Annotated in this window: 13 protein-coding genes; 6 read left to right on the top strand and 7 right to left on the bottom strand. The window is 50.1% G+C overall.

Features of this window, described 5'->3' with window-relative positions; translation table 11 throughout:
- Positions 1-9: 9 nt before the first annotated feature.
- The 4 genes from QN379_RS05895 to QN379_RS05880 all read right to left on the bottom strand — a co-directional run bounded on the left by QN379_RS05895 (position 10) and on the right by QN379_RS05880 (position 5,076).
- Positions 10-2,073 (bottom strand): NADH:flavin oxidoreductase, encoded by a 2,064-nt coding sequence (locus tag QN379_RS05895; protein ID WP_323506228.1) that lies wholly within the window; start codon positions 2,071-2,073, stop codon positions 10-12.
- A 64-nt stretch (positions 2,074-2,137) separates the two neighbouring features.
- Positions 2,138-2,662: a DUF5943 domain-containing protein gene (locus tag QN379_RS05890; protein WP_322237157.1), complete on the bottom strand. Its 525-nt coding sequence runs from the start codon at positions 2,660-2,662 to the stop codon at positions 2,138-2,140.
- A gap of 65 nt (positions 2,663-2,727) precedes the next feature.
- The gene (locus tag QN379_RS05885) at positions 2,728-3,699 is read right to left on the bottom strand and encodes a dipeptidase (protein ID WP_322237155.1); all 972 of its coding nucleotides are present in this window, start codon (positions 3,697-3,699) and stop codon (positions 2,728-2,730) included.
- A gap of 102 nt (positions 3,700-3,801) precedes the next feature.
- Positions 3,802-5,076, bottom strand: a complete 1,275-nt coding sequence (locus QN379_RS05880; protein WP_322237153.1) for a serine hydroxymethyltransferase — start codon at positions 5,074-5,076, stop codon at positions 3,802-3,804.
- Positions 5,077-5,283: 207 nt separating this feature from the next.
- Here QN379_RS05880 and QN379_RS05875 point away from each other — a divergent pair, with 207 nt between their 5' ends.
- Complete coding sequence (locus QN379_RS05875; protein ID WP_323506227.1) at positions 5,284-5,634, top strand: hypothetical protein; 351 nt, start codon at positions 5,284-5,286, stop codon at positions 5,632-5,634.
- A 201-nt stretch (positions 5,635-5,835) separates the two neighbouring features.
- Positions 5,836-6,867: a GlxA family transcriptional regulator gene (locus QN379_RS05870; protein ID WP_322237151.1), complete on the top strand. Its 1,032-nt coding sequence runs from the start codon at positions 5,836-5,838 to the stop codon at positions 6,865-6,867.
- Between the two features lie 87 nt (positions 6,868-6,954).
- Here QN379_RS05870 and mgrA read toward each other — a convergent pair whose 3' ends face one another.
- Positions 6,955-7,989, bottom strand: coding sequence for an L-glyceraldehyde 3-phosphate reductase (gene mgrA, locus QN379_RS05865; RefSeq protein WP_322237149.1), 1,035 nt, complete (start codon positions 7,987-7,989; stop codon positions 6,955-6,957).
- Positions 7,990-8,414: 425 nt separating this feature from the next.
- Here mgrA and QN379_RS05860 point away from each other — a divergent pair, with 425 nt between their 5' ends.
- Together QN379_RS05860 and QN379_RS05855 are read left to right on the top strand one after the other, a co-directional pair.
- The gene (locus QN379_RS05860) at positions 8,415-8,786 is read left to right on the top strand and encodes a hypothetical protein (protein WP_322237147.1); all 372 of its coding nucleotides are present in this window, start codon (positions 8,415-8,417) and stop codon (positions 8,784-8,786) included.
- A gap of 18 nt (positions 8,787-8,804) precedes the next feature.
- On the top strand, positions 8,805-9,365 hold the full coding sequence (locus tag QN379_RS05855) for a glycine zipper family protein (protein ID WP_322237145.1): 561 nt from the start codon (positions 8,805-8,807) through the stop codon (positions 9,363-9,365).
- 211 nt (positions 9,366-9,576) lie between these two features.
- On the opposite strand, the gene QN379_RS05850 is transcribed toward QN379_RS05855, so the two are convergent.
- Positions 9,577-10,971 (bottom strand): ATP-binding protein, encoded by a 1,395-nt coding sequence (locus QN379_RS05850; protein ID WP_323518998.1) that lies wholly within the window; start codon positions 10,969-10,971, stop codon positions 9,577-9,579.
- A 4-nt stretch (positions 10,972-10,975) separates the two neighbouring features.
- Positions 10,976-11,707, bottom strand: a complete 732-nt coding sequence (locus QN379_RS05845; protein WP_322237141.1) for a response regulator — start codon at positions 11,705-11,707, stop codon at positions 10,976-10,978.
- Between the two features lie 220 nt (positions 11,708-11,927).
- On the opposite strand from QN379_RS05845, the gene QN379_RS05840 reads away from it, so the two are divergent.
- Both QN379_RS05840 and QN379_RS05835 read left to right on the top strand, forming a co-directional pair.
- Positions 11,928-12,452, top strand: coding sequence for a Spy/CpxP family protein refolding chaperone (locus QN379_RS05840; protein ID WP_323506225.1), 525 nt, complete (start codon positions 11,928-11,930; stop codon positions 12,450-12,452).
- A gap of 475 nt (positions 12,453-12,927) precedes the next feature.
- Positions 12,928-14,364 (top strand): MdtA/MuxA family multidrug efflux RND transporter periplasmic adaptor subunit, encoded by a 1,437-nt coding sequence (locus QN379_RS05835; protein ID WP_322237136.1) that lies wholly within the window; start codon positions 12,928-12,930, stop codon positions 14,362-14,364.
- Positions 14,365-14,367: the final 3 nt, after the last annotated feature.

The following is a 14,367-nucleotide window of genomic DNA, read 5'->3' as shown; positions in this document are numbered from 1 at the left end:
AATCCATGCTCAGAAATCTTTACACAAGCGCAGCGAATCATAGATCGCTGCATGGATGTTATGCATCGAAATGCAGTCGCCGACCCGAAACAGTAGAAAGCGTCCGTTACCCAGCGGCTCAGATAGCGCTGGCTGTGGCTCGGCTGCATACAGTTTCTTGATGTCGGTCTGACCGTGGTTTGCCGATTGTGGTTTGAGCGACCAATACAAATGATCATTAGGCATGATGCCGTTTTCGATGACGACCTGATCGACGACGCGCTCTTCCTGCATTTCGGTGTATTCATTCCGTAAGACAGCGACCTTTTTATCACCTTCGGCATAGACACGATCCAGCCAATAATTAGGCGTAGGGATAATGCCTTGCGCATATAAGCGGCGATAAAAAATAGGAAATGTCGTACCACCGGTATCGTCCGCAATCTTGACATCGGGCGTGACGATTTCAACCTGGCTGCCACGACTCGCCAGAAAATCGGCCACCCCGAACCCTGCGTGTGTGCTGATTCCGTCATACACCAGCACGTTCTTGCCGGGAGCGACACGTCCACTCAAAATATCCCATGAACTGACCGCTAATCCGTCTGCCACGCCCCATGCAGGAACCTGTCCGGTGAAATTGCTGCCGCCCGTCGCTAAAACGACGATATCCGGTTGTTCTGCCAATATCATGGCTTGGTCGGCATCCACGCCAAGTCGGCGATCAACGCCCAGTCGCTTGGTTTCCATATCGAACCAGCGCACAATGCCAGCCATTTGTTCACGCTGTGGTGCTTTTGCGGCCAGATTGATCTGACCACCAACGGCATCACACCGCTCAAACAGCACAACGTCATGACCACGTTCACGTGCCACCCGCGCGGCTTCTAATCCTGCCGGACCAGCGCCTACTACAACTACTTTACGCTTTGGACCACGGCTTTTAGCGATAATATGCGGCATGGTTTCTTCACGCGATGTTGCCGCGTTCTGAATACACAAAACGTCAAGACCGTTATATTGGCGGTCAATGCAATAATTAGCACCGACGCATTGTTTAATCTCATCTTCACGGCCATCGCGGATCTTGATCACCATGTGTGGATCGGCAATCTGGCCACGCGTCATACCGACCAGATCAACCATACCAGCCGCCAGAATACGTTCGGCCTGACCGGCATCGCGAATACTTTGGGCGTGCATGACCGGCACTTTTGACACAGTTTTTATTCCGGCCGCCAAGTGCACGAAAGGCTCCGGCGGCAATGCCATTGGTGGCATGCAATTGACCAGTGTATTGTGCGTATCAGCACCAGAACCCACTACGCTAAGAAAGTCGATTAAACCGGTTTCTGACATTGCCTTGGCGATGCGTTTGGCGGTGTCGTGATCAATGCCGTCTTCGTGGAATTCATCGCCACACATCCGCATGCCGACGCAAAAATCCGGTCCGACCGCTTCACGCACAGCAGTCAGCACTTCGATGCCAAAACGCATCCGATTTTCGAGGCTGCCGCCGTATTCATCCGTGCGTACATTCACGCGTGGACTCCAGAATTGATCGATCAGTTGCTGATGGGCGGCCGAAATTTCAATGCCGTCCATGCCTGCGGCCTTGACGCGTCTGGCGGCGGCGGCGAAATCGGCGATGACACGACGTATCTCCTCAATCTCGATAATTTTAGCGTTACCACGATGCACCGGCTCACGGATGCCAGACGGCGTCAGCAAATGCGGCCAGCTTTCGCCGTGCCACGAGCTGCGGCGCCCCATATGTGTCGCTTGAATCATGATCTTGGCACCGTGACGATGCATCGCTTCAGTCAATCGCGCCAACGGCTCAATGACTTTATCGGTCGTCAGGTTGACCGACTTCCACCAACCTTGCGGACTGTCAATCGACACGACACTGGAGCCGCCGCAAATCGCCAGACCCAAACCACCTTTGGCTTTTTCTTCATAATAGCGAATATAGCGCTCACCCGGCAAGCCGCCAGCATCCGCATAGACTTCGGCATGTGCGGTGCTGACTACGCGATTGCGCAGCGTCACCTTGTTTAAAGTCAGCGGCGAAAAGAGATGTGGGTAACGCATGATGAATGTTCAAACTCCTAAAGGACCAATGAGCCAGCACAACAATTTTTGCTGCCGATATTATTTAAGCCAACAATGCCGTGACCGTAAACTCGCAATGCGCATGACCCTCACCAGCACATTGGGTTTCAATACAGGTTGCTTTTATTTTTTGACCGGTAGTGTCCGATACCCAATCCATCGCGCCGGAGAACCAGCCTGCAAACATGTAGCAAAGTTTGCCTTCTGCATCAGGCTGCTGGAGAACAAATGATGAGTTGAGCAACTTGATTTTTGCCGTCGCTTCAGCTGCATTAACTTCAGAGAAACTAAACAACCCCCAACCGCGTTGTGACAGGCGATTGAGGTAATGTTGATACACTTCAAGTCCACTCATGCCATGCTGTTTTGCTTCTTTTTCACACCAGAAATACGCTGACTTATGACCTGCGTCATAAAGAATCTGCGCATACTTATCGCGACCCAACGCGGCTTCAACGGCGGTGTGATTATTTGTGAAAAAATGGCGCGGCACGTATAGCATCGGCAAGTTATCGGTCGTCCACACGCCGGTTTCTGCATCGACTTCTATCGGTAATTGAGGTTTCATCTTTGGCTTTCTCTGGTCGTTATCGATTCAATCGGATCATGTTTTTGGGAGTGACTTAACTACGGCTAGCCGACCCAGACTTCACCAAAAACACGCATCCAGTTTTCGCCCAAGACCTTACGAATCCGGCTTTCTTTCCACCCTGCGCGTTCCATCGCAACAGTCAGGTTGGGAAAGTCGCCAATGGTGCGAAAACCTTCAGGATTGGTGACAGTGCCAAAATCAGTCAGGCGACGGTGGCGACCTTTGTCATGCGTCAACCACTCAAAGAAAGGCTTGCCATATCCTTGCGTAAAGTCAGTGCCAATGCCGACGCAATCATCGCCCACAAGATTAATCACATAGTCAAATGCCTCGACGTAATCGTCCACGTTGGCGTTGCTGCCACGCTTAAGGAAAGGCGGAAACATGGTCACGCCGATAAAGCCGTTATGATCGGCTATAAATTTCAGTTGCTCATCGCTCTTGTTGCGGGGATGCTCTTTCAAGCCAGATGGCAGACAGTGGGAATAGCACACCGGTTTACTGGAAGCCAGAATCGATTCAGTAGAGGTGTTACCACCGACATGAGAAAGATCGACCATGATGCCGACCCGATTCATTTCGGCGATCACTTCGCGGCCAAAGCCTGACAAACCACCATCGCGTTCATAGCAACCAGTACCGACCATGTTCTGCGTGTTGTAGCAAAGTTGCACTACACGCACACCCAACTCGGCAAACACTTCGATGTAGCCCAGATTATCTTCAAAAGCATGGGCATTCTGAAAACCGAGAATCACGCCAGTGCGGCCTTCCTTCTTGGCGCGCTTGATGTCGTCGACACCGCGCACCAACGTGAGCAAATCGGCGTTATCACGGATCAGATTTTTCATGTCGACAATATTGCCGACTGTGCCCTGAAAATTTTCCCATACCGAGACGGTGCAGTTAACCGCGCTGAGCCCCCCTTTTTTCATATCTTCAAAAACCGGTCGTTCCCACTTGGAAATATTCAGGCCATCAATGACCAGACTTTGTTGGTGTAATTGGCTCATAGTGTGCTCCGTTGGTGACCGGAAATAATCCGAAAATAGTTAGTTTCAATCTGAATTTCAATCTTATTGAAAGCTAAACCTACGTTTAGCCGTTATGACAATTCAATAAATGGGAAAGCGTTTACACATCGTCAGCACGCGTGCACGAACACTTTGCTCAGTCTCGGCACAGCCTTCTGGCTTGCGGGCTAAACCATCCAATACTTCGACGATCAGACCACCGATAGTGCGGAACTCTTCGATACCAAAGCCACGAGCCGTGCCTGCTGGCGTACCCAGCCGGATACCGGATGTGATGGTGGGCTTCTCGGTATCGAACGGAATGCCGTTCTTGTTGCAGGTAATACCGGCCCGTTCCAGCGCATGCTCAACGTCGGTGCCCTTCAATCCTTTAGGACGCAAATCGACTAGCAATAAATGATTTTCAGTACCGCCAGTGACCAGATCGACGCCACCCTTTTTCAGAACTTCGCCCAATGCGCTGGCATTGGCAACCACGTTGCTGATGTACTGCTTAAATTCTGGTTGCAGCGCCTCACCAAATGCCACGGCCTTACCGGCAATAACGTGCATTAAGGGGCCACCTTGCAAGCCGGGAAACACCGCCGAATTAATTTTTTTGGCGATATCTTCATGATTGGTAAGAATGAAGCCACCACGCGGACCACGCAGCGTTTTGTGAGTGGTTGAGGTCACGACGTGCGCATGTTCAATTGGATTTGGATGATGACCAGTGGCAACCAAACCAGCGATATGGGCCATGTCCACCATCAATAACGCGCCGACACTGTCAGCAATGGCGCGGAAACGCGCAAAGTCGAGCTGGCGTGGATAGGCCGAATAGCCAGCGATGATCAGACGTGGCTGGTGCTCTTTAGCTAGCGCTTCGACCTGATCGTAATCAATTAACATAGTGTCGGGACGCACGCCATACTGGACCGCGTTAAACCACTTTCCCGACATGGCCGGACGTGCACCGTGGGTTAAATGTCCACCTGCATCCAACGACATACCGAGCACCGTATCGCCCGGCTTCACTAACGCCAGCATCACTGCGCCGTTCGCTTGCGCGCCGGAATGCGGCTGAACGTTGGCATAGCTGGCGCCGAACAATTGCTTCACCCTTTCCAGCGCCAGTACTTCAATCTGATCGACGAACTCACAGCCGCCGTAATAGCGTTTGCCGGGGTAACCCTCGGCATATTTGTTGGTTAATACCGAACCTTGCGCCTCTAGTACGGCACGCGACACGATGTTTTCCGACGCAATCATTTCGATCTGATCTTGCTGACGCTCTAGTTCAAGCGAAATGGCTTTCATCACCGGCGCATCGCGCTCGGATAGTGACTGGGAAAAAAACGCGTTTGTAGAAGTCATGGGCTCGGGTCCGGTAGTGACAGCAACTAAAATGCACGAAGAGATAACGTCTCGAAGCTGGCTTATTCCAACTCTCTCTGTTGACCACATCTTGTCCTAAGCCTAGCCGTGCTATTTCCTAAAGCGGACGGGAACCTTTCAAATTACGACAACGCTGTCACTTTTTGCCAAGTCCATGGAGATCTCGGCAAAGCCAAGATGCTTAAAATGGGAAAAATATCTTTTTCAACGCCGGCGCATAATAAACTTAGCGAATTATTCGCCTGCATGGATCCCAAAGCGCAAAAGAGAATAGTTGTGTTAATTGCAATTTATCCGGATTCGCCACAAAAAAATTTTGTATGGGTGCTGCGTTACACCAATTTTGTTATTCACCAAAACAGCACAGGCGATAGCGCCAAAACCGCGCTCGCTGCACGAAATCGGGCGCGGGAAATCGACGACACACAAAAAAACAACAATGTGTTTTGGATGGATTTATTAACAATTGCAATACGCCGCTCAAGGCCTCAGTTGATTGACCTCACGCCGAATTTGATTTGTCGTCCAGCGCTATGAAGTGATGAATGGATTGGCGGAGATATGCGCTAATACCGTTCCGAGGCATGCCAATAAGTCAGATGGAATTTGCGAAAATTTAACAATTGCTACATGTTCGCGAATGGCATGGTTATTGCAGCGCACAATCGAAAGCATTTGTTTTTTTAAGTAATTCGACGGTACATTGTCCGTCGCTGATGGTTGCCAACGGAGTGGGTCATGTCTAAAAGTGAAATTTCATCTTTCTCGCATTTTGCTTTTCTTCCACTTAATAACTTTACGATGATTGCATTTTCAAATGCCATCGAAGTATTAAGAATGGCCAATTATCTAGAGGGTAAAACACTCTATCGCTGGACTGTTGTTAGCCCGGAAGGTGGCTTGGTATGCGCCAGCAATGGATTATCTATTGATTCCTCCCCGCCTGATCCAAACGACATCCCCGACGTTGTCTTTGTTTGTGGCGGCACAGATATAGAATCCGCAATCAATGCGGAGTCATTGTCACTCATGCAGCATTTTGCGGACCAAGAAGTGGCGATGGGTAGTTTGTGTACCGGCACCTTTGCTTTAGCCAAAGCGGGCTTGCTGGATGGTTACACCTGCGCGACCCACTGGGAAAACATGTCGGCATTACGCCGCGCATTTCCGTCCGTCTCGTTTTCACGCGATCTTTTCGTGATTGATCGGGATCGCTTAACCTGTACTGGCGGTATAGCGCCACTGGACATGATGCTCAATCTGATTTCTCGCCAGGTGGGAAAAACGACTATCGCAGCCATTGCCGATCAATTTATTCTCGAACATGTACGTGATGATAAAGACCAGCAGCGCGTGCCATTAACAGTCCGGATGAATTCGGCAAGGCCTGCGATGGTTGAGGTCGTGTCGTTGATGGAGGCAAATATAGAAGAACCGTTATCGCTCGAAGACCTGGCGCAGCTGTCCAATTCTTCGCCGCGGCAATTACAGCGCATGTTTAAAGAGCATATGGGAATGTCGCCAACACACTATTATTTAACGTTGCGTTTGCGCAAAGCGCGTGAGTTGTTACGTCAGACGGATATGTCGATTTTGAGTATTACCATGGCATGTGGTTTCCAGTCGGCATGTCACTTTAGTAAAACCTATCGTGAGGTGTTTAATGTGGCGCCAAGTTCTGAGCGCCGTAAACAAACTCCGGTCTCCATTCCGATCCCACTATTAAATCAGGCGACAGGTGGACAATTTCAGGCGGCAGCATTCCGATAATAGCTACATTAAACGGTACGCTGTAATACAAAGGCCTGCATCATCGCAGGCCTTTTGACTTTAATATCTCCACTCAAAACAATCTGCTTAACCTTGTGAAGATTTAGCCCACAAATTAATGCCGCCTTCCTGCGCCAACCCGTCAATCGCCGTCAACTCTTCAGCGGTGAAATCCAGGCGTTGCAACGCGGCGACATTTTCCACAATCTGAGCTGGACTACTGGCCCCGATTAATGTGGTCGTCACGCGTGGATCGCGTAGCACCCAAGCCAATGCCATCTGTGCCAGACTTTGACCACGCGCCAATGCGATCTCGTTGAGCGCTCTGACACGGGCCAGATTTTCGGGGCTGAGATGGGCTTGTTGTAACGATCCGCCACCAGCTTGATTGATCCGCGCATTGTCTGGAATACCATTCAGGTATTTATCCGTTAGCAGTCCTTGCGCCAACGCTGTGAAAGTGATGCAACCCATGCCCTCCGCTTCCAGCGCATCGAGCAATCCTTTCTCAATCCATCGATTGAACATGTTGTAGGAAGGCTGATGAATCAGGCACGGTACTTTCCACTCACGCAATAAAGCAGCAGCTTCCCGGGTCTTTTCGGGAGAATATGACGATACGCCGACATACAGCGCTTTACCCTGTTGCACGGCCGTCGCTAACGCGCCCATGGTTTCTTCGAGTGGCGTTTCGGGATCAAAGCGGTGCGAATAAAATATATCGACATAGTCCAGTCCCAGCCGCTGCAAACTTTGATCAAGACTTGCCAGCACATATTTGCGCGAACCGCCGCCCTGTCCGTATGGACCGGGCCACATATCCCAACCAGCTTTGGTTGAAATAACCAGCTCGTCTCTATAAGGCTTTAAATCTTCCTTAAGTATGCGACCGAAGTTAATTTCTGCACTGCCATATGGCGGCCCGTAATTATTTGCCAAATCGAAATGGGTAATACCGTGATCAAAAGCGGTATGCACCAACTCGCGTTGACGCGCCAATGTGGTTGTGTCGCCGAAGTTGTGCCACAAGCCCATTGACAATAGCGGCAGCTTTAAACCGCTGCGACCACAAAATCTGTACTGCATCTGTTCATAACGTTTATTCGAGGCGTGATAAGTCATGCGTTGATTATCCTTATTCAATTTATAACTTTTTATCTACTTGATCATTTTAAGCCGCAACCAGCGCTTGAATCGAATACTCAGAGAAAACTCCTTACCGACTTACGTCGATTTAATCTCAGTATCTAATCGCGTTTAGAGATGATTATTACTTTACAAAAATGCCGATTATTATAGGTGCATATATAATTCCACCGGATTCAATAGGAACAATGGAAAAAGCTGGTGAAGAACGATCCTGATTCTCCCTCTATTCAATGTCATCGGAGTGGGCATTATGCGCGTTTAAATTTTGCACATCGGCACGCCTCGAATTGTATCAATTTAGACCCTGTACCACAGGATTTGCAACCGAAAGTAACTTAGCTTGGTAATAGTTCTAATGCAGAATTATCATTAAGTACTAACAAATGGTGAGAGACATCATGAAAAAATTCATTTTATTGGCATTAACGGCATTAAGCTTATTAGCCGCGAGCAGCGCTAGTTATGCATGGGGTCATGGCGGTTATTACGGTCACGGGGGATTTTACGGGCCGAGTGTTGGAATTAGTATCGGCGACCCTTATTATTATGGTCCTCCGCCGGTCTACTACGCGCCGCCGCCCGTTTATTATGCGCCACAGCCGATATATATCGAACCGCAGCAACAAACATATATTGAGCGCAACGATAATGTCTCTAACGGACAAGATTTTCGGTATTACTGCTCCAACCCTTCAGGCTACTACCCAGAAATTGGACGTTGTCCTAAAGGCTGGCTAAAGGTAGTTCCCGACAACTCTCAACCAAGATAAACAAAAGGTGGTGGCACTGTGAACAAACCATTTCTGAACAAGCCTAAAAAAATCATCGCTGCTGCAGCCGTATTAATGCTGGGTGGATGCGTGGGTGTGCCGACTGGGCCGAACGTGATGGCCATGCCGGGCGCTGGCAAAAGTTATGACCAGTTCCGGAACGATGATAACGATTGCCATCGCTATGCGCAGGACCGGGTGGGGCCAGGTGCAGGGCAGGCTACAGCAGATAATGCTACCGGAACAGCCGTTGCAGGTACGTTAATTGGTGCGACAGTCGGTGCTTTGATCGGTGCAGCAAGCGGCCGTGCTGGCGCGGGCGCAGCAATCGGCGCAGGTGGTGGATTGCTGGTCGGTAGTTCAGCAGCAAGCAACAATGCTGATCGTAGCGGTGCTGGTATCCAACGCCAATATAACAATGTGTACACCCAGTGTATGTATGCAAAGGGCAATCGCGTACCAGTGCCGGCGGGCTATGACGACAATCGCCGCCCTCGCTATGCCCCTGCACCACCGCCTGATTATTATGCTCCGCAGCAACGTGGATACAATACGCCGCCGGATTATGTGCCTTATTGATGTGGGTTAATTAATGTGTAGCTGAAGGCCTGCTTCTGGAAATGGAGGTAGGCTTTTTTTTGGAGTGTGACGTTGATTTGTAGATCGTAATTTGTAGATCGTCGTTATCCAATACATGCTGCTCAATGAAATTATTCGATAACAACGACCGCATTTGATACATCAAATTAAGGAAACCTAACCGGCCAGGAAAGGAAGCCTCCCAAACCATCTACCCATTTCCCTGCAATCGCAAAGTAACCTCCAACCCACCCTCCGGATGATTTCTCAACGTCAATCCTGCTCGGTGATTCTCAGCGATATTACGCGCAATCGTCAATCCCAAACCCGTCCCCCCGGTATCCCGTGAACGCGATGTTTCAAGCCGGAAAAACGGTTCGAATACTGCGGCCAGTTGATCCTCCGGAATTCCCGCACCGCCATCGCGTACCGTTATCACGATCTGAGTGAGATCTCCTGCACCTTCGCGACTTATTTGCAAACGGGCATAGCGACCATATTTGACGGCGTTGTCGACCAAATTGGTGAGACAGCGGCGTAAAGCATTGGGCTGGGCCATAATCGACGCCCGCGTCAGGCCTTTCAGCGTCACGTCCTGACCAGCATCGGCTGCATCCGCGCAGACGCTATCAAGCAGCGAGTCGATGTCGAGCAATTGCATCGCTTCTGCCGAATCCATGCTGCGCGCCAAATCCAAACCTTCGCGCACCATGCCTTGCATTACTGCCAAATCCTCGATCAATTTATGGCGCAAATCGAGATCATTCACCTTTTCGAATCGCAACCGCAATCGGGTTAATGGCGTTTGCAAATCATGCGTGATCGCCGCCAGCATGTGGGTACGATGCTGAATTTGCCGTTTGATTCTGGCCTGCATCGCGTTGAATGCATTTGCCGCCTGGCGGATTTCCGTCGGCCCTACCGCTTTCAAGGGAGGACGGTCAATATCGCGACCAAGCGCGGACGCCGCCGCCGCAAGTCTCTTAATCGGACGCGCGGTCATTTTTGCGACCACGTACGCGAGTAATCCAATTAAGAGCAAAAATAAAGCGAAATATGGCGAGAAAGCAGGCAAGCCGGGCGGACGTCCGCGCAGACCGCCAGGGTCTCGCATCATACGCAACTTCAGTTTAAGTAAAGCGCCATCTTTCAAGCTAACATACACCACCTGACATTCGTCAACCCTTGGTCTACCACGTTCAGCCGGACCACCGGGGCCGCCCAGACCAGCTAATCTACCAGGCCGCCAATTACACCCAATCTGTTTGGATACGACGATTTGGCGGTTTGTACCCAGCCTGGTTCTTAATAACGCAGCAAGGGAGGCATTGTCTGGAGCGACGTTTTCGGTATCGTTCGCCAGACTGGCTTCCAGCCCAAAATTTTCACTAGCCTGCAATACCGTCTCGCGCATGTCGGGGCTGACGTCGTCCAACGACAGCACGATCTGTTCCACCCGTTCGGCGATTCGGAAATCATACAACTCACGGAATGCGTTACGGCGTTCGTTATCCGCCAGCCAACTGGTAGCGCCAGCGGCGACTAACACCCCGGCAAGTAAAATGAGGAATACCCGATTAGCAACTGAGTCAAAAAAATTCTTCACGAATTCACGACTCGACCGAAACCGACGTTGCCAGAACATAGCCTTCGTTACGCACCGTTTTAATGATACTTGGCGTGCGGGCGTCGTCGCCCAGCTTTTGTCGTAAACGACTAATTTGAATATCCACCGAACGGTCAAAGGGATCAGCCTCACGACCTTGCGTCAGCTCCAGCAATTGATCACGGTTCAGAATACGATTCGGATGATCGAGGAAAACCTTCAGTATCCGGTACTCCGCTCCCGATAGCGCGACAACGACGCCCTCCCGATTGACCAAATGGCGGGCGATCAGATCGAGCGTCAAACCGGCAAACTGAATTTGCTGCGCTTCCGGCGTTGCCATATTGGGCGGCAGCGCTTGTGTTCGACGTAATACACTGCGGATACGCGCAAACAATTCGCGCGGCTCGAACGGCTTGGACAAATAATCGTCAGCCCCCATTTCCAGACCGAGAATCCGGTCAAGCGGCTCGCCTCGCGCAGTTAACATAATAACTGGGATCCCAAAATGCGTAGGATGCGCACGCAGCGTCCGGCAAAGCGTCAATCCATCTTCGCCCGGCAAAGTAAGATCGAGCACGATCAGATCAACCCGCGCCTCCTCCATTACCCGACGCATTTCGGCACCGTTGTTCGCCGTTAATGTGCGCAAACCGTTGGCGTCCAAATATTCAGCCAGTAAAGTGCGAATTTCGCGATCGTCATCGACCACCAATATGTGAGCAGTAGTATCCATGGACTCGATTATGGCAATTGATTCAGGCAATGGCGAAACTAATTTTGTATATTTGCATATCCAAATGGCGTCTGGATACATTGCGATACAAAGTTGGGCTTACGTAACACACGGGGTTACAAACCAATAGCAAGGCGAAAGATAGTTGATACACAGATGCGGTTTAATGAGTTCTGTGCAGATTACCTGCTCAAGACAACTCTCCCTGAAAGGATTCATCATGTTTAAGTTTCGCAAACAACTTTTGATCGGCATCACCGCTATTGGCTTTGGCGCCATGGGGATGAGTGCCCATGCCCAAAATACCACCGGTGGTGTACCTGCCGTTGAAAAAGCGGAAGCTGCGCAAATGCATCAACCTACAACGCCTGAACAACGCGCAAAATTTGAAGCGCGTATGGCTAAACGACAAGCCAAATTGCACGATGAGCTAAAAATTACTCCCGCACAAGAAGGTGCCTGGAAAACCTACATTGGTCAAATGAAGCCAAACCCTTCAGGTATGCCAATGCACCGTCCAAGTGAAGAAGAATGGGCCAAACAAACAGCGCCTGAGCGTATGGATCATCGTATCGACATGATGAAAAAAATGGAAACACGCATGGGCGAACGTGCCGCCGCGTTGAAACAGCTCTATGCAGTGTTGACGCCAGAACAACAAAAAGTCCTGGATAAACATTTTAGCCATCATCACCGTGGCCATGGTGGCCCTCGTGGTCATTGGGGCGAGCAAGCAGGAAAGTAAAACGGATCAATAACCGGTAGCCACGACTTAGCTTATCTTTCTAAAATTTTTACCTTAATAACGATATTTATTAGAGATGACGGCTTAGTAGAAATTTCCATTTAACGTATGTCGACCACTATCAGAAGCCTCGCGTAATCCTGCCTGAGGCTTTTGGTACATGGTTGATCTTCAAAAAAGTTAAGTTGGCATAAATATAATTACCTTATTTTGTTTAACGATATCTGTTAACAAAGCTACTTTCGGTAAATTTTTCTCAGATACGCGAATAATGCACTTATCAAAAGTTGACAATAAACACAGTATGATTGGCAATACTGCGATTTGCCGAAATCCTCTTTTACGTTCTTTGTAATACTTTGCCCGAATTATTACGCTGGTAAAATTTACTCGTTACACTGCTTCAACTTATCCACAATTGACTGACTTCCGGCCCGCGATGAACACAACCCCACCACCGAATAATCAAAATTCTATGACATCAGAGCAACCAAATTCTACGGAAAATAAACCTGTCGGGTCATTCCGTCGTTGGTGGTGGCTATTGTTGATCATTGTATTAGGGGGTGCGGCATACTTCTTCTGGGGCCGCAATACACAGCAAGCGGACGGTCAAAGCGCAACAATGCAGAGCGGTGGTAAAGGTCGCCGTGGCATGGCAGGCGGCCCAAACAGCGTTATGCCGGTTGGTGTGGCCAGCGCTACTATCGCCGATGTGCATATTTATCTATCTGGCCTTGGTAGCGTCACACCCGAAGCCACCGCAACGGTCAAAAGCCGCGTCGACGGGCAATTAATGAAGTTACATTTTAAAGAAGGCCAAACTGTCAAAGCTGGTGCTTTATTAGCAGAACTCGATCCACGTCCTTATCAGGTTCTGGTTACCCAAGCGGAAGGCCAACTTGGTCATGACAACGCATTACTAAAGGCTGCACAAATTGATCTGAAGCGCTATCAGACTTTATTGGCGCAAGATTCCATCGCTAGCCAGTTAGTCGATACCCAGGCCGCACTCGTCAAACAATACGCCGGTACAGTTCAAGCAGATCAGGGCACGTTAGACAATGCACGGCTACAACTTCTCTATTCGCGCGTGACTGCGCCGATTAGCGGTCGACTTGGTTTGCGGCAGGTTGATTTGGGTAATGTCGTGCACGCTTCGGATACCAATGGTGTGGTAATCATTACGCAATTGCAACCGATTACCGCCATTTTTAGCATTCCGGAAGACAATATTCCTAGTGTCATGAAGCAAATTCAGGCTGGCAAAACATTGCCCGCGGAAGCGTGGGATCGCTCGCAGGCCAATAAATTGGCCACCGGTCAATTTGTCACCATCGACAATCAGGTCGATGCCACAACCGGCACTGTCAAATTAAGAGCGGTTTTCCCTAACACCGACTACGCGTTGTTTCCGAGTCAGTTCATTAATGTGCGGATGTTGCTTGATACTTTATCCGGTGCGACCGTCGTTCCAAGCGCAGCCATCCAGCGCGGAAGCAGCGGCAACTTTGTGTATGTCGTCAAAGCCGACAAGACGGTTACTATCCGTCCAGTGACCGTTGGCCCAGTAGAAGGTCAAAATACTTCTATCGCCAAGGGAATAACAGCGGGCGAAATCGTGGTGGTAGACGGCGTCGATAAGCTGCGTGAAGGTGCAAAAGTAGAACCGGTCAAGCGCGGTGCAGGTGGCGCAATTGGCGATGCAGCAAGCCCGACCAATAGTCAGAAACATGGCCACCGCCGTCAAGCTGGTCAAGATGCTTCAGCAGCAGCGTCAGCTAGTGCCAGTGCCAGTGCCGATGCTTCCAGCGGTGGCAAACCGGCGCAGACGACAGGCTCGACGGATGCAAAGGTTGATTCAAAAGCTGACTCCAAGTCTGCTTCCCCGCAGCCAGCGAAACAGCCATAACCT

Origin of the sequence: Glaciimonas sp. Gout2, from assembly GCF_035018905.1 — a bacterium.
Classification (GTDB): domain Bacteria; phylum Pseudomonadota; class Gammaproteobacteria; order Burkholderiales; family Burkholderiaceae_D; genus Glaciimonas.
Note: the sequence above shows the minus strand (reverse complement) of the source record. Positions and strands in the feature narration are given on the sequence as shown.